This is a genomic window from Rhodococcus sp. DK176, assembly GCF_038447315.2.
GTDB lineage: Bacteria > Actinomycetota > Actinomycetes > Mycobacteriales > Mycobacteriaceae > Rhodococcus_F > Rhodococcus_F jostii_A.
In genome coordinates this window covers 3372847-3388551 of sequence record NZ_CP118321.2, presented here as the reverse complement: position 1 = coordinate 3388551, position 15705 = coordinate 3372847, and the positions used below count along the sequence as shown (strand labels likewise).

Sequence of the window (15705 nt, the reverse complement as noted above, 5' to 3'; positions counted from 1 at the left end):
GCCGTGCCCCACGGTGATTCGCATACCGGCAGTGCACCCCGCAGCGCCGGAACCCGCGACAGGAGAGTGACATGACCGACATCAAGCCCGTCCTCGAGCCCGAGGCCGCCGAATTCGCGAAGGCGACCGACACGCCCCCGTTCCTGTTCCAGCTTCCACCGGCCGAGGGGCGCAAAACGGTCGACGAGGTCCAGTCCGGGGAGATCGACAAACCGGCGATCGACGAAGAGTGGATCACCGTCGAGGGCGGTCCGACCGGATCGGTGAAGGTGCGCATCGTGAAACCGGCAGGCGCCACCGGCACCCTTCCGGTCCTGTTCTTCATCCACGGGGCCGGTTGGGTGTTCGGCAACGCGCACACCCACGACCGACTGGTCCGTGAGCTCGCCGTCGGCGCCGACGCCGCGGTGGTGTTCCCCGACTACGACCTGTCCCCGGAAGCGAAGTACCCGACGGCGATCGAGCAGAACTACGCCGCCGCCCAGTGGGTGTTCGCGCACGGCGCCGAGAAGGGGCTCGATGCCACCCGGTTCGCGGTCGCCGGCGACTCGGTGGGCGGCAACATGAGCGCCGTCCTGACTCTGATGGCCAAGGATCGCGGCGATGTGCACATCACGCAGCAGGTGCTGCTCTACCCGGTGACCAACGGTGCATTCGACACCCCCTCGTACCACCAGTTCGCCGAGCACTACTTCCTCGCTCGCGAAGGCATGCAGTGGTTCTGGGACCAGTACACCAGCAACGAGTCCCAGCGTGCCGAAATCTACGCCTCTCCGCTGCGCGCGACCGTCGACCAACTGCGCGGATTGCCCCCAGCCCTGGTGATCACCGCCGAGGCCGACGTGCTTCGCGACGAAGGTGAGGCCTACGCCGCCAAGCTCCGCGAGGCCGAGGTCCCCGTCACCCACGTTCGTGTCGGTGGCGTCATCCACGACTTCATGATGCTCAACGCGCTTCGCTCGACCCAGGGTGCGGCCGCCGCCATCAAGCTGGCGCAGGACACTCTCCGAACCGCCCTGCACTGATCGGTTACCGGTGGTCGCTCGGCGTCTGTCGAGCGACCACCGGACCGCTGCACCGCGGCATCCGCTGTTTCACCGATCCGCATCGACAGTCACGCGGAGTCCCGCGTCCACCTCGTACGTCCGGGGCCGAAATGACCGCCACACCGGACAATCTCGTGCGGCCCTGTACCCAGCTCGCCCGGATAACCCGTCCGCGGCACACGGCGTCAAGGCGAGGTTCCGCGGTCACGCCGCACCCGACCGGTCGAATGTGCGCCACAGACACACCACCACCACCGTGCAAGGAAACCCACCGACCGCACAGCTCGACTTCAGTGCCGCCGTCCTCCTCGAAAGACCTGATCCGGGCACAGATCAGTCAGCCGCATACCTCGTAGGCGTCGGAAGTCGCCCTATGCACAACTTCGACCGGCTTCGGCGCGCGCAACGCGGCGTCCGATCCCATTCAGCGTCACCACCTACTCAACGAATGACCGAGGAGTCGCGCAGTGAGCGAACCCAGCCCAGCAGCCCGGACCACGAAACACGCAGTGCCCGAAGTATCTCCCTCGGTAGTCGCCGAACCCGTCACGCGGCGATTCCTTTGGCACCCGCGTACCTGGATAGCGTCCGTAACGATCCTGATCCTCCTCGGGCTCACGCTCCCCGCCGTCTACCTCGGCGGCACCATCGACCCGCAGGGTGACCTGAAGGACCTTCCCGTAGCGCTGGTCGTGGAGCCGCAGACCGTGCAACTCGGAGCCGCCAGCCCCGCCGACGCTGTGGCCGACGGCATCGAGCAACACGTCGACGACAACAAGATCACGCTGATGGCGATGTCCACCGACGAAGCCGACCACCAGATGCGAAACGGGCACATCGTCGGCATCATCCGAATCCCGAATGACTTCAATGCCCAGGTGGGCGCGCTGACCCGTCCCGGCCCGGGTGCGCCGACGCATCCGGTTGTCCAGTTGGACACCACGTCCCGGTCCGGTGCGATGACCGCCGGCCTGTTCACCGGTAACGTCGGCCCGGTTGTCGAGGGGGTACGCACTGCACTCGGCCGGCAGCTCATGGCCACTGGTGGAGCACCTGTTGACACCGCCACCGCCACCGCCCTGGCGACTCCGTTCGCCATTGCCATCGCACCACTCGATCCGCTGCCCTCCCACACCGGCCTAGGCACCAGCGTCTTCTACCTGGCAATCGTCCTGATCATCGTGGCATTCATCGGCGCCTCCGCGGTACATCCACTCATTGACACCGTGATCGGGTTCATCCCTCAGGAGACAGGCCCCCGTGTCCGTCGCAACCCGTACCGCCATCTTTCCCGTACCCGCACCTTGATCCTCAAGTGGCTCGTGATGCTGGCTGCCACTCCACCAACGACGGCCGCGATCCTCCTCGTCGCCGGGCCGTGGCTCGGTATGCCGCTGGTCTCACCGCTCACACTATGGCTCTTCGCGACCGCTACCGTCGCCGCGGTCGGCGTCGGTGGGCTGACCGTTTTCGCTCTGTTCGGATCCTTCGGTCCGCTCGTCAACACCTTCTTCTTCGTGGCATTGGCGATGACGTCGTCGGGTGGGGCCATCCCACTGCAAGCCACCCCGGACTTCTTCCGTGCGATCGCCCCATTCGAGCCGATGCGTGCAGTAGTCAACGGACTGCGCTCGATCCTCTACTTCGACTCGACGCCTGGCTCAGGAATGGAGCCCGCCTGGTGGTACCTACTGGTGCTTGCCGCGATCAGCATCGCGACCGGGCTGATAGCGACCCGCGTCTTCGACCGCTTCCCAGCCTTCACCCGGCTTCCAGACGACGGTGCGTCTCGCAGCGTCGACAAGGCTCAGCGCACAGAGGTGCACCAGTTCACCGCCTGAGAGCCGCCGGCAATCACCGGTATTACCTGCGCCGGTAGGAAAGGGGACCGCCGCCCGGGGAGCGCCGACTGGCGGTCGTCCGTACCGCCGCCGGGGCCGCACGATTGCGGATCACCGCGGACGCCTGGACCGGACCGAATTCGGCTCGCTGAGCTGAACACCGAACACCGGGCCGCCCGAGGTACCAACCCCAGCACGGCCAGGCACACCGACCCGAACTCGAAGGAGACTCCACCATGACAGAGAACGCGCCAACCCGGATCGTCGTCTTCGGGGCCACCGGATACGCCGGTGGCCTGGCCGTCGAGGCGCTCGTGCGGCGAGGCCTGCGACCGGTGCTCGCCGCCAGATCGGAACACAAGCTCGCACACTTGGCGGCCGCGCACGGCGGCCTCGAGTACCGGGTCGCCGACGTCTCCGACCCCGCCAGCGTGCAGGCACTGATCGAGCCGGGCGAGGTGCTGGTAACCGGTGTCGGACCGTTCGAGCGGGTGGGATGGGTCGCGGCCGAAGCTGCCGCCCGATCCGGCGCGCATTACGTCGACTCCACCGGCGAGATCGGGTTCGTGCGCGAACTCCACCGCCGCCACGACGCCCGTGCCCGCGAGACCGGATCGGTAATGCTTCCCGCGTTCGGCTACGACTACGTTCCCGGGGTGCTCGCCGGTGCGCTCGCCGCCGAGCAAGGCGGCGCGGCAACGTGGTCCCTCGACATCGGCTACTTCGCAACCGGACCTCTGTGGAAGGGGTTGAGCCAGGGAACCCGGAAGACGGTCGCAGAGGGGATGACCCTCCCGGTCACCATGTACCGGGACGGGGCACTGGCAGACCGGCGCGCCGCCCAGGACGTCAGGCGCTTCACGGTGCGCGGTGCCACGCGGAACGCAATCCTCGCATCCGGCACCGAGGTGCTGCAGCTGCCGGCCCGGTACCCGGGGCTTCGCCAGGTGCGGGTGTTCAACGGATGGTTCCCCGAGCTCGCGCGACCCATGCAGGCCGCCTCGCTCCTGGCGACCACCCTGTCCCGCACCGCCCTCGGACGCCGCGTGCTCGACGGTGCCTTTGCACGGATGGCCGGCCCGGCCGGCGGTCCAGACGCGGCAGAGCGCGCCAAGACCCGGGGACTCGCGGTCGCAGTCGCCCGTGCGTCGTCCGGGAAGGTCCTGGCCGAAGTGGAGGTGGAAGGCCCATCCCCGTACACGGTCACAGCCGAACTCATGGCAATGGCAGCACACCGCCTGGCTCTAGGTCTGGGACGAACCCCCGGTGTCGTCGGCCCGATCGACGGACTCGGCGCTGACGAGTTCCCCGCCGCCTGCGCCGAGGTCGGCCTCGCGCGCATCTGACTGGACGGCCTCGGCCCTACTCGCCGATACGAGATAGACAATGTTGTCGTCCGGAAGGACTTGGCGCGCGAAGCTGAGTACGCGGCGCAGGAGAGAGGGATGCAGGTCACCGGCATCGGCTTCGGACCTTGGCACCGGATCCTGCGTGAGCGCTGGGGCCGCTCATCGGTGGATTCTGCCCGGCGCGCCCGCTCCGACAGATGCCGCCGCGGTCACGACACCGTCCACCGCGATCACGGCGCCGCGTGCCTGTGCCGCGCCTCGAGGACACGCTACCTGCCAGCGCCCTGCTGACGATGATCACACCATGCGTTGCGTCACTAACACCAGGCGGGTATGTAAGCGTTGTCAACACTTGCTAAATTGAGATTATGGCAACGACGACCCAGCCGTATCACCACGGCGATCTGCGCAACGCGCTGGTGCGCGCGGCGGTGGAACTCCTCGAGGAAGACGGAGCCGCCGAACTCTCGCTCCGCGCCGCCGCTCGACGCGCCGGCGTGTCCACGGCCGCGCCCTACCGGCATTTCTCCGACCGCGATGCGCTGCTGTCCGCCGTCGCCGCGGTGGGCTACCAAGACCTGGCCGGCCGGCTGACCGCAGCCCATCCCGCCCCGACCACCGCAGACGACCTCGCCGCGATCGCCATCGCCTACGTCCAGTTCGCGCTCGCACGCCCCGGACTGTTCCGTGTCATGTTCGCCGAACCGTGCGACCCGACCAACCCTGAACGGGTAGCCGCGACAACGGCGATTCACGAGTACGTCAAATCTATTGTGCAGCAGACATTTCCCACTGCCGCCCCGGATGCGATGGCTGATGCGGTGTGGGCGCTGGTGCATGGTCTGGCGTTCTTGCACCTCGACGGCAAGTTCGATGCCATCTCCACCGGGGCCGTCGCCGAGCGAGTCCGCGCCGCGGTCCACGCGATCCTCGGGGCGTCGGGCTCGTTCGCAGCCCCGCCCGCCGCACAGCCCTGACACCACCTGTTCATTTGCCGAATTGAGGCGACGATCAGTCGGGGCAGTCAACTCTGTGAGGGCATACCGGACGTTGATCTGTTTGCATTCGGTCGGACGCCTCGGCGATGCCGACCTGGCCGACGGGCCGCGGTACTGCGACGACCATCTGTGTGTGGGATAGGCACTCGGCCGGGGGATCGCGGCGCGCTCACGACCGCTCCAACCCGATGCGCCGTGCAGCGGTTCCGGCTCGACGGCGGCGTTCGATCTCGCGGATGATTCGGCGGCAGCGCAGTTCGAGGGCGACGACGGCGATCCCGAAGGTCCGGAAGGCGGCGTTGGTGGTCTGACGGTGGTAGTAGCGGTAGTAGATCTGCTGACAGATTCCGGCAAGTCGAAATAGGCCGAAGACCTCGTAGAACGCCCATTGTTCCTCGGTGACGTCGATTCGCGTCCGTTCGGCGTAGTGGGCGACGACCTCGCGTCGGGTGAGCATGCCGGGAACATGGGTGGGTTGGCGGCGGAACTGCCGGAACAGCCAGCCGTCGTCGGCTTGGACCCAGTACGCCAACGCGCTTCCCAGGTCCATAAGTGGGTCACCAATGGTGGCCATTTCCCAGTCCAGCAACGCGACCGGGACGGTGGGGTCCGCCGGGTCGAGGACGATGTTGTCGAGTCGGAAGTCGTTGTGGATCAGTACCGCGGCACGGTCGGCGGGTTGGTTCACCCGCAGCCAGTCGATGACCCGGGCGAAGGACCCGACGTTGCGGGTGCGGGCCGCGGTGTAGCGCTTGGCCCAGCCCTCGACCTGCCGACTCACATAGCCATCCCCCTTGCCCAGTGCCGCGAGTTCGGTCCCCTCGATCGGAACACAGTGCAGATCGACGAGCACGTCGACCACCCGGTGACACAGCCTGCTCACCTGCTCCGGTGCCTCCGCGTTTTCTCGGGGAAGATGCCTGCGGGGAATCGGCCCATCGACGCGCTCCATGAGGTAGAACGGGCTCCCGATCACGCCCGAGTCCTCGCACAGAGCGATAGTTTCCGGAGCGAGCGGGAAATGTGGACGCAGTGCGGTCTGCAGCCGGTACTCCCGCCCCATATCGTGGGCCCCGTCGGATTTAGTTCCCGCAGGCGGGCGCCGCAGGATCACCTCTCGTCCTGACGGAAACCTCAGCAGATACGTGAGGTTCGAGGCTCCCCCGGAGAACTGCGTGACCCGCGGGGTGCCCGACAGTTCCGGCGCCCACTGCGGGCCGACATGCTCGGGCAGCCAACCGGCGAGGGCGTCGACGTCGAAAGCATCCTCGCGGCGAACCTCGCCGGCGGCCTCGGGTCGGCGGTGGTGCTGCGTGTGCCCGCGGGCGCGCCTGCTCATGACAGTTTCCTGACCACCGCGAGCGGCAGGAACCGCATCGCGGCACCCACGAGAACCCACGGCCAGACCGGTACGTAAGCCTTCTTGCGGCGCTTCTCGATCGCGGTGACCATCGCCTGGACGCCGGTGGCCGTGTCAACCAGGAACGGGGTGCGGTCGCGGACATGTGCGTTCATCTCCGAGGCGATGTAGCCGGGGTAGATGACCGAAATGTCGATGCCGCTGAGTCCTTCGGCGCGCAGCCCCTCGGCAGCCACGGCGACGCCAGCCTTACTGGCGGCGTAGGTGGTCATTGCCCGGCGCATACCTCGAACCGCCGACATCGATGAGATCAGTACCAGGTGTCCACGCCCTTGCCTCCGGAAGACCTCCATAGCGGCGTCGGCCTGAGCCAGTACTCCGACGAAGTTGGTCTCGGCCGTGATCTTGTTGGCGTTCCAGCCGCCGGTGCCGAGCGCGGCCCCCGTGCCGCTGCCGGCGTTCGCGATCAGTCGGTCGATACCGCCGAGGCGCCGATCGAGCTCGGCCACGACGGTATGCACCGCGTCACCATCGGTGACATCGAGCGCGGCAACCTCGACTCGACGATCGGGATGGGCGGCGAGAATCTCCTGACGAAGTTCGGCGAGTCGTTCCACCCGCCGCGCCGCCAACCCGAGGTCGTAGCCGAGGGCGGCGAACTGGCGGGCCATCTCCGCCCCCAAACCTGAACTGGCGCCGGTGATGACGATCGAACCGCGCCGCTGCTGCCCCGCCCTCATCGGCGGGCCCCGTACTTGCCGAGCTCGACTCGCGCCACCATGCCCAGGTGCACCTCGTCGGGGCCGTCGGCGAGCCGGACCGCTCGGGCGGCGGTCCAGGCGCCAGCCAGCGGAAAGTCGCTGCTCAGACCGGCGCCGCCGTGCAGTTGAATGGCGAAGTCGATGACCTGCTGGGCCATGTTCGGCACCGCCACCTTGATCTGGGAGACCTCCGACAGCGCGTGCAGTGCCCCGCCTCGGTCGAGTTTCCACGCGGCGTGCAGCACCAGCAGGCGTGCCGAGTCGATCGCGATCCGGGCCTGGGCGATGCGCTCGCGGTTGCCACCCAAGCTCGCCAGTGGCTTTCCGAACGCGGTGCGCTCCAATCCACGGCGACATGCGAGCTCGAGTGCATGCTCAGCCAAACCGATCAGGCGCATGCAGTGATGCACCCGTCCCGGACCCAGTCGCCCCTGGGCGATCTCGAAAGCGCGCCCCGGCCCGGCGATGATGTTCTCGACCGGCACCCGGACGTCGGTGAAGCTGACCTCCCCGTGTCCGTAGGGCTCATCCTGAAAGCCCATGGTGTCCAACAGGCGCTCCACCTTCACGCCGGGCGTTGCGACCGGCACCAGGACCATCGAGTGGCGGCGGTGGCGGTCGGCTTCGGGCGCAGTCACCCCCATCACCAGCAAGATCTGACAGTCCGGATGACCGACACCCGTCGACCACCACTTACGGCCGTTCAAGACGACCTCGTCGCCGTCGACGACCGCCGAAAGCTCCATGTTCGTCGCATCCGACGAGGCAACACCCGGCTCGGTCATGCAGAACGCACTGCGGATCTCTCCCGCGAGCAGGGGATCGAGCCACCGCGCTTGCTGCTCAGTGGATCCGTATTTGAGCAGTACCTCGGCGTTGCCGGTATCCGGCGCGTTGGAGTTGAAGACGTACGGCGCCAGGAACGAGCGGCCCATCGTCTCGGCCACCGGCGCGTAGTCGACGTTGCTCAGGCCGGTTCCACCGCAGGTGCCGTACCGCTCGGCATAGTCCCGCTCATGCCCCGCGGGAAGAAACAAGTTCCACAATCCCGCCGCCCGGGCCCGCGACCGCAACTCCGCCACAATCGGCAACGGGATCCATGGGTCGCCACCGCCGGCCCGCAGCTGCGCGACCTCCTGGTGATACTCGTGCTCGATCGGGGCGATGTGCTCGGCAATGAACCCGGAGACCGCCTCGGTCAGCTCCTGGGCGCGTGCCGAAGGTGTGAAATCCATGGCCCCAACGTATGGACGCGCCGTCCATCGAACTTGACGAATCGCGCCAACAATTTGACTGATCACGCCAACGGCCGCGACACTCTTCGCTATGGCGTGGGTGAGATCTGCAGGCCTGCGTGGCGTCCGCCACGTCATCGAGGAACTTGGCGGCGACGCGGATGAACTCGCGACCCGTGCAGGACTCCCCCTTGCCTCCCTGGACAGCGACGAACTCCTGGTCAGAGACACAGCCATGGCCGCGATGCTCGAACTCGCGGCCCAGAAACTGAACTGCTCCGATATGGGACTGCGGGTAGCGCTGCGCCAAGATCTCGACCTGCTCGGCCCCCTGGCAATCGCCGTTCGCAATTCCCGATCGATCGCTGAAGCACTCGACTGCACTGCCAAATACCTCTTCGTCCACGCGCGCGGCCTCAGCGTCGCACTCGTCCCCGACCCGCGCGGCGTCCGCGGTGTCGTCGGCTGCCGCTACGGATACCCGCCCGGCGTCAGCGCCCCACCCCAGAGCATCGACATGGGACTCCTTTTCCTCCACCGCACGCTCCTCTACCTCAACGGCGGCAACTACGGACTCCGCAGCGTCGAACTGCCCCATGCTGGGGTCGCACCCCTTGCCCGATACGAGTCGCTGTTCGGCACCCACGTCACATTCAACCGCGACGCCGCCGTGCTGCGTGTCCCCCGGTCGCTGTCCCGACAACCCATTGCCGGTGGCGATCGCACCACCCGACACCTGGCACTGACCTACCTCGAACAGCACCTCAGCCCTCCCGACCTAACCGTCACCACGCGCGCCAAGACCCTCCTGCGTCAGTCCCTCGGCACCAGCCACCTCAGCATCGAGGCGACCGCGAACCTCCTTGCCATGTCGACACGTTCACTTCAACGGCACCTCCATAGCGAGGGCACGAACTACGGCACAATCCTCGACGACGTCCGACGCGAACGCGCCGCGACCCTCCTCACCGAGACCCGATTGCCACTCACACAGATCGCCGCGACCATAGGGCTGGACAACCAAGCAACCCTCAGCAGGTACGCCCGCCGTTGGTGGAACACCACCGCCCGCCAGAAGCGGCAAACAGCATCGGATTCCACCTGAATCTCACGCCGAAAGCGACCACGCCACGAACCTGTATCGGACGGCGATCCTGCTCCGCCCTACCCCCGCTGGCGATGACCTTGTGAGAGAAGGAGTTGGGCGATCAACTGGCCCAGCGCAGCAGGCGCGGTGAGGACAATGACGTCCCCGGGGCGAACGCTCGTCGAGTCGGCCAAAGCCGGCATCATTACTCGCGACAGTTGAGCACCCCGACAGCGCCTCTTTGCGCCGTAGGAGCAGAGCGAATACCTGACCACCACAACCGGCCCTCGACCTGATTGAAACCCTCGGCCCAGGATTTCCCGGGCAACATCGGCATGGCGGCGACCATGGTTTCCCTCCGCTCCCGGCTCGGGCGGTGCTGTTACCGGTGAGGTCAAGGGACGGCGCCGACACAAATCTCGGGCCAATGACCCTGGGCCGCCGGCGGTGTCAGTCAGGCGGGTGTGCGGTGCGGGCGGCGAGTGCATCCGGGTGGGGTCGGCGAGAACCCGGAAGCTGTCGAGGCGCTCGGAATCGGACGCGACGGGGTGACTCAGGCTCGCGGCCGGGGCCATCGGGTCCATCGCATCACTCGGTTTCCCCCGGTCAGAACAGGGTGTCACGTACGCGCAGCGGCCGGTACCCGGTGGGGCCGAGCTGGGCGAGTTCGGCGTCGATGTCGACCTCGATGGCGCCGAAGAAGTTGATGTTCTCGCTGTGGGCCGGGGAGATGTGCGCCAGCACCTCGTCGTCGATCCGCCGCCCGGCCCGCCGCATTTGTTCGGTCGCCAGCCCGTAATACTCGGTGGTCCAGGCGATGACGGCGTTGGTCGCCAATGTGAGGCACCATGCCTGTTCGGTCTGTCCCTCCAGGTGCCTCGCGCGCACGGCGCCTTCGTGCGCGTAGAGCAGGTCGCGGCGGAGCGCGTGCAGGGATTCGCCCTTGTTGAGCTGGCGGGAGATCTTGCGCCGATAGTCCGGGTCGGACAGATACCGGGCGGCGTAGATCGTGCGCCGCAGCGCCCCGTATTCCTTGAGCGCCGCCGCGAGGGCGTTCTGCCGGCCCGACGCGGAGAGCTTGCCGACCAGCAGCGACGCGGTGGCGTGCCCGAACTTCAGCGACCCGGCCAGCCGGAGCAGGTCGTCGTAGTGCTCGGCGATGAGATCCAGATTCAGCTTCCGGGTCAAAAGCGGCCCGGCGTGCGGGAACGCGGACTCGACCTGGGCCCGCGGCGCCGCCCGGTACAGGGTGATCCGGCCCAGGTCCCGGATGCGGGGCGAGAGCTGCAACCCGAGCAGGTCGAACAGCCCGAAGTTCACCAGGGTGACGCCGTGCGTGTCGGTCGCATGCTCGGTGATCGGCAGATCCGTTGCATTTCCGAGGATTTCGTCCAGCACGTAGTGAGCTTCACGTCTCGTCGCGACGATGACCTTCGTGCCGTAGGTGGCGTGCTGATCGGTGACATGGGTATACGTGCTCAGTCCTTCGGTCGCGAAATAGCGGCTCAACGCTCTGGCGGTGACCGATTTCCCGCGGGTCGGGAACCGTTGCCCATCACTCGACGACAGGGTGCCGGCGCCGAAGACCGGGGTCAGCGGCAGCCTTTGGTGGTAGTCGATGATCGTCAGGTTCGCCGCCCGCAGCGTCTCCTCCCGCACATACCATTCGCTGGTCCAGGCCAGAATGTCGTAGGAGAGGCCCGACGCCTCGGCCATTCGGGTCAGCCCGAGGTTGGTGGAGTAGGCCAGCAGAACGGCGATGAGGTTGCGCTTCACCTCCGGGCTGCGGGCCTGCTTGCCGCCGGCGTGGGTGAAGCAGTCCAGGTAGCCGGTGCGTTTGTCCAGCTCGATCAGCAGCGACACGATCGGCGCGAACGGCAGCATCTCCGTCAGCTCGGCCTTGAGCGCCGTCGCCTCCGCGGGCACGTCCTCCGCCGACAGCGGTGAGATCACCAGGTCACCGGCCTCATCGAGACGGACCGGCCCGTCGCCGACGGCGAGCACCTTCTCCAACTCGCCCATAGCGTCGTCGAGCTCGTCGGTGGCGGTCGCCAGCGCGCGAGCGGGATCAGCGGATTTGCCGACCAGGCGACAGAACTCGTCGCGCTGCGGCTCCCACGCCTGCGGGGTCAGCAGGTACGCGGCCGGGTCGGCGTAGCGGCGTGACCCCGGCACGAACACATCCCCGCTGCGCAACCCGTCGCGCAGCCCCAGCAGCACGCACAGCTCCCAGTAGTGCCGATAGGCGGTGGTACTGCCGGCTTTGCGGGCCTCGTCGAGGTAGCCGCGCCACTTCGTCGGCACGAACCCGGTCGGCGCGTCGTCGGGCACCTTACGGGTACCGGTCGCGTTCAGCTGCCGCAGCATGTGCACCCCGATCAGCAGCTCGGTCGCCGCGGTGCCGCCGGCGAACCGGACCGTCGACAGCACCTGCGGGGTGAACTGCCGCAGGTAGGAGTACGAGCTGTCCAGCGCGGCCAGGTGCCCGTGATCGCGCGGCAGCCGAGGCTTGGCCTGCGCGACCGCGGCCCGCAACCGCTCCCATCCGATCCGATCGCCCCGGATCAGGCCGCCGATCTCCTCGTCGGGGATCTGCAGGTCACAGACGATCGCCAGCAGGTCGTCGAGCAACCCCTGCCGATCCTCTCCGGCCTTACCGCGCTCGGCCAGCTCGTCGCGCATCCGGCGTTCGGCCTTGCTCGACCTGGCCGAGATCGCCTGATCGAATAGCTGCACCACCTCGTCGAGCACATCGGTGGCCGACTGCGCCAACACGGTGAGCAGGATCGGGTAGCGGCGTTGCGGATCCCGGCGTTCGAGGGCTTGGCCCGTCAAGCGGCGGCCCACCGTCGCCAGGAACCGCCGCCGCTCCGCCGGCAGCACCGACATATCCAGCTCATCCGCGCCCAGGTTGCGCAGGAACACCAGCTTCTCGACCTCGGCCTTTACCGCGGTCGCCGACGCCTCGACCGGGCCGGTCGACAACCACCGCAACCGCGACATCTCGATCGACGGGTCGACGACCAGCAACGCATCCAGTTCCTTACACCGCTGCGGTGTGAACTCGTGCGCCAACCGGTCGTAGGTCTCCCGCTGCGCCCGCATGCGGGCGTGCGCGACCCGGCGGACCACCGTTTCCGGGCCCGGCCGGATCACCCGCGCCGAGGTCAGGTACTCACACGCCAGCCGGAACAACAGCGTCGGCGAATCGTGCTCCATCGCCCGCGCCAGCAGGAACTCGTCCAGCTCCTTCAACTCCATCGCCCCGGCAGGCCGCCACCCCAGATACTGGGCCACCAGCCGCACATGCTCGGTCCGTGTCTGCGCCCGCTTGCCATACGAACGAAGCTGCTCCGCATCGATATTCAGCTGGTCCGCCAGTCGGGCCACCGCCACCGGCGGCGCCGACGGCACCTTGTCCGGCACGAACCCCAGCCACGGCAAGGTGCACAGCGCCACCGCCAGGCCCAGACGGACCGCAGGGCCCCTGCCCTGCGGAGCAACGAACGCCAGATCCGCCGGGGTCAGCGTGAAGTACCGGAACAACTCCTCACGACTGATCTCCGGGAACTCCCGCAGGCGCTGCAACTCCTCGTCCGCGAATACCCGCGTCGCCACGAACCCCAGCCTCCAACACGCCGACCAACCTCATCGGCAGCCAAGCCAAGCACCAACCACCCCGGCTCGCAGCCCGAACCGAGAAATCGCCGCCGACCAGGCACTACGCGAACTTCGTTGTTTTTTGCGCCATTACTACCGGGACCCGAGATTGCAGCAGTCCTGGAATTCGAGGGTGCCACGCTCGCACAGTACGACCAGATCCGCAGGGGAGGTCACCCACTCACGGAGGCAGGCAGAGGAGCGCTGTCGCAGACTGAACCAGAAACTGATCTACCGGCCCCTCCGAGCGGGGCCGGTAGATATGCACATCGGGCCTGTTGCAGAGCTAATTCTGTGCTGCCTTTGGGTTATCTCCGTACTCCGGTGCGCACTCCGAAGCGCCGCATGGAGTGTCTTCAGCCGACCAGTTTTGCGGCAATCTGTATGTGCCTTGGTCGGTTCCGGTGTAGGTCCCCGGGCCCGTGTATGTCGTCCCCGGATCGGTGTATGTCGTCCCCGGATCGGTGTACGTCGTCCCCGGATCGGTGTACGTCGTCCCCGGATCGGTGTACGTCGTCCCCGGATCGGTGTACGTCGTCCCCGGATCGGTGTACGTCGTCCCCGGGTCCGTGTACGTCGTCCCCGGATCGGTGTACGTCGTCCCCGGGTCCGTGTAGGTTCCGGGATCCGCCCCGTATCCGCCGATGTCAGGTGGAGCGCCATGTGAAGAATCGGGCATCGGGGCCACGGGCGCAGCTTCGATCGGAGGGGCTTGGGGCGCCGGTGCAGCCTCGACCTGGGGTGCGGGCATTGCCGGTGCGGATTGCGCGCGTGCAGTTCCGTCATGGGCGTCGGGTATCGACGGCGGCGACGCTGGCTCTACCGGCGGAGCAGGCATGGCCGGCGCGGGAGCTGGCTCTACGGGGTCCGCCGCGGCGGGAGCAGGCGCCGCCGGAGCGGGAGCGCCCACAGGTACGGGATCAGCGGGAGCCGGGGCGGCCGGATGGGGTTCTTCGGGAGAAAGATCCGCGGGAGCCGGGGCGGGTGGAGCGGGCGGCGCAGGAGCCGGAACTGGTTCGGGCGTCACCGGATCGGACACGGGCTCCGCCGGAACGAGCCCGGGGTCTCCAGGATCGGGTGCGGGCTCGACGGGAGCGCTGCCCTCATCCCCGGGAGCGGGTTCCTCGACCGGTGTCGCGGCGGGCCGGTTCAGCATCTTCGGGCCGGGCTGGACCGGGGTGTTCCCGTAGTTCACGTAGACGGCACCGATCAGGCCGATCGCGGCGATGCCGACTACGAGGAGGACCAGAGCGGGCCCACTGAGGCCGAGAAGCAGCCGGGCCTCCCGAGCTCTCTTCACAGCACCGAAGGGTCGGGCCGCCTGGGCGGCTCTATTGACGGCCCGGGCGCCCTGACTGAGTTTCTGGACGCTCTTGGCGGCCTGGGCGGCGTTCTTAGCGTCTACGAACTTGCGCATCTCGATGAATTTCTCGGCCATCTGCGCAGCTTCGGGGCCGTGCTTTCCGAGGAATGCCGCTGTCTCGAGCTCCGCCTCGACTGTCGCGACGGTGGTGTTCGCTGCTGCGGCCGCTTCGGCCACGGTCATCTGCCCCCACCGTAGTTTCTCGATGATTGTTGCCCAGGGTATTCCTGGATCGGACATGGGATTCTTCTTCGATCGTCCGGGGCACCCCTTCGGTTGGCGGAACACCCTCGTGGATGTCGACAACCCTTGTCCGCATCTGCAGGGACGAGCACCAACCCTAGGGCTGATGAACCGCACCCCAGGGTCAATTTCTCCCAATCCCACGGTGATCGCGATCCCGGCAGGCTCTTCTGCCATTAACGGCGATGCCGTCTGATGCAATTCCCGAGGGTTGTAGTAGGTCATCGTCGAACGAAGTTTGCCGGGCGATCCGGCTCGGGCCCGGGCGATCCGCTCGGGCCCAGGAGGAAGGGTCGGCGTCGGAGACGCCGCAGTTCAGTGCCTCTATGCACGGCACGACGACACCCCGACCGGTCTCCGTCAGCGTCGACGACACCATCCCCTTCCGGTGTCTCACCAGTTGGTGTCCCAGTAACGGCCGATACCGAGACAGTCCGGATTCGACGGACAGAGAGATAGCCCGCCCGCCAACCGGGACGACTACTCCGTCCGGGGTGGTGGAGATCCGCAGATCCGCATGTCCGCCTATCCGTAGACACGAGAGAGGAAGGCCCACCAGACGAGGACGGTCTGGCCATTCTCGGTGAACCGCTCACCGATCACCCTCATCGGCAAACCCGACACGCTAAATACACCGAATCCCCTTGCTCATGGCGTTATCCATAGCGAGGTCGAACGTGGCGGGGAGGGAACCGAAGCACCGCATCCGTTCGTCACCGTGGCGACCCGCACGGCGTCCTAGTGCCCATATGTCAGATCGCC

At 67.3% G+C, this 15705-nt stretch carries 11 protein-coding genes; 7 read left to right on the top strand and 4 right to left on the bottom strand.

The window, feature by feature from the left end:
• The first annotated feature begins 71 nt into the window (after window positions 1-71).
• From PSR88_RS15970 to PSR88_RS15955, 4 genes are all read left to right on the top strand, one after another.
• Window positions 72-1025: an alpha/beta hydrolase gene (locus PSR88_RS15970; RefSeq protein WP_011595762.1), complete on the top strand. Its 954-nt coding sequence runs from the start codon at window positions 72-74 to the stop codon at window positions 1023-1025.
• A 488-nt stretch (window positions 1026-1513) separates the two neighbouring features.
• A complete protein-coding gene (locus tag PSR88_RS15965) occupies window positions 1514-2887 on the top strand; it encodes a YhgE/Pip domain-containing protein (protein WP_029539006.1) in 1374 nt (457 codons plus the stop codon).
• A 236-nt stretch (window positions 2888-3123) separates the two neighbouring features.
• Window positions 3124-4233 (top strand): saccharopine dehydrogenase family protein, encoded by a 1110-nt coding sequence (locus PSR88_RS15960; protein WP_016882075.1) that lies wholly within the window; start codon window positions 3124-3126, stop codon window positions 4231-4233.
• Window positions 4234-4604: 371 nt separating this feature from the next.
• Complete coding sequence (locus PSR88_RS15955; RefSeq protein ID WP_011595759.1) at window positions 4605-5213, top strand: TetR/AcrR family transcriptional regulator; 609 nt, start codon at window positions 4605-4607, stop codon at window positions 5211-5213.
• Window positions 5214-5403: 190 nt separating this feature from the next.
• On the opposite strand, the gene PSR88_RS15950 is transcribed toward PSR88_RS15955, so the two are convergent.
• Genes PSR88_RS15950 through PSR88_RS15940 form a run of 3 tightly spaced genes read right to left on the bottom strand, consistent with a single transcriptional unit; the run spans window position 5404 to window position 8590 of the window.
• A complete protein-coding gene (locus PSR88_RS15950; RefSeq protein ID WP_011595758.1) occupies window positions 5404-6573 on the bottom strand; it encodes a phosphotransferase family protein in 1170 nt (389 codons plus the stop codon).
• The gene (locus PSR88_RS15945) at window positions 6570-7334 is read right to left on the bottom strand and encodes an SDR family oxidoreductase (RefSeq protein ID WP_011595757.1); all 765 of its coding nucleotides are present in this window, start codon (window positions 7332-7334) and stop codon (window positions 6570-6572) included. Before PSR88_RS15945 ends, PSR88_RS15950 begins: the two co-directional genes overlap by 4 nt.
• Window positions 7331-8590: an acyl-CoA dehydrogenase family protein gene (locus PSR88_RS15940; RefSeq protein WP_016882076.1), complete on the bottom strand. Its 1260-nt coding sequence runs from the start codon at window positions 8588-8590 to the stop codon at window positions 7331-7333. The genes PSR88_RS15945 and PSR88_RS15940 overlap by 4 nt, the downstream gene beginning before the upstream one ends.
• 91 nt (window positions 8591-8681) lie before the next feature.
• Here PSR88_RS15940 and PSR88_RS15935 point away from each other — a divergent pair, with 91 nt between their 5' ends.
• Window positions 8682-9695, top strand: a complete 1014-nt coding sequence (locus PSR88_RS15935; RefSeq protein ID WP_016882077.1) for an AraC family transcriptional regulator — start codon at window positions 8682-8684, stop codon at window positions 9693-9695.
• A 588-nt stretch (window positions 9696-10283) separates the two neighbouring features.
• Here PSR88_RS15935 and PSR88_RS15930 read toward each other — a convergent pair.
• A complete protein-coding gene (locus PSR88_RS15930; RefSeq protein ID WP_016882078.1) occupies window positions 10284-13295 on the bottom strand; it encodes a Tn3 family transposase in 3012 nt (1003 codons plus the stop codon).
• A 464-nt stretch (window positions 13296-13759) separates the two neighbouring features.
• On the opposite strand from PSR88_RS15930, the gene PSR88_RS15925 reads away from it, so the two are divergent.
• Together PSR88_RS15925 and PSR88_RS15920 are read left to right on the top strand one after the other, a co-directional pair.
• Window positions 13760-13954 (top strand): hypothetical protein, encoded by a 195-nt coding sequence (locus PSR88_RS15925; RefSeq protein WP_342338262.1) that lies wholly within the window; start codon window positions 13760-13762, stop codon window positions 13952-13954.
• Window positions 13955-14746: 792 nt separating this feature from the next.
• The gene (locus PSR88_RS15920; RefSeq protein ID WP_342338261.1) at window positions 14747-15139 is read left to right on the top strand and encodes a hypothetical protein; all 393 of its coding nucleotides are present in this window, start codon (window positions 14747-14749) and stop codon (window positions 15137-15139) included.
• The last annotated feature ends 566 nt before the right edge of the window (window positions 15140-15705 follow it).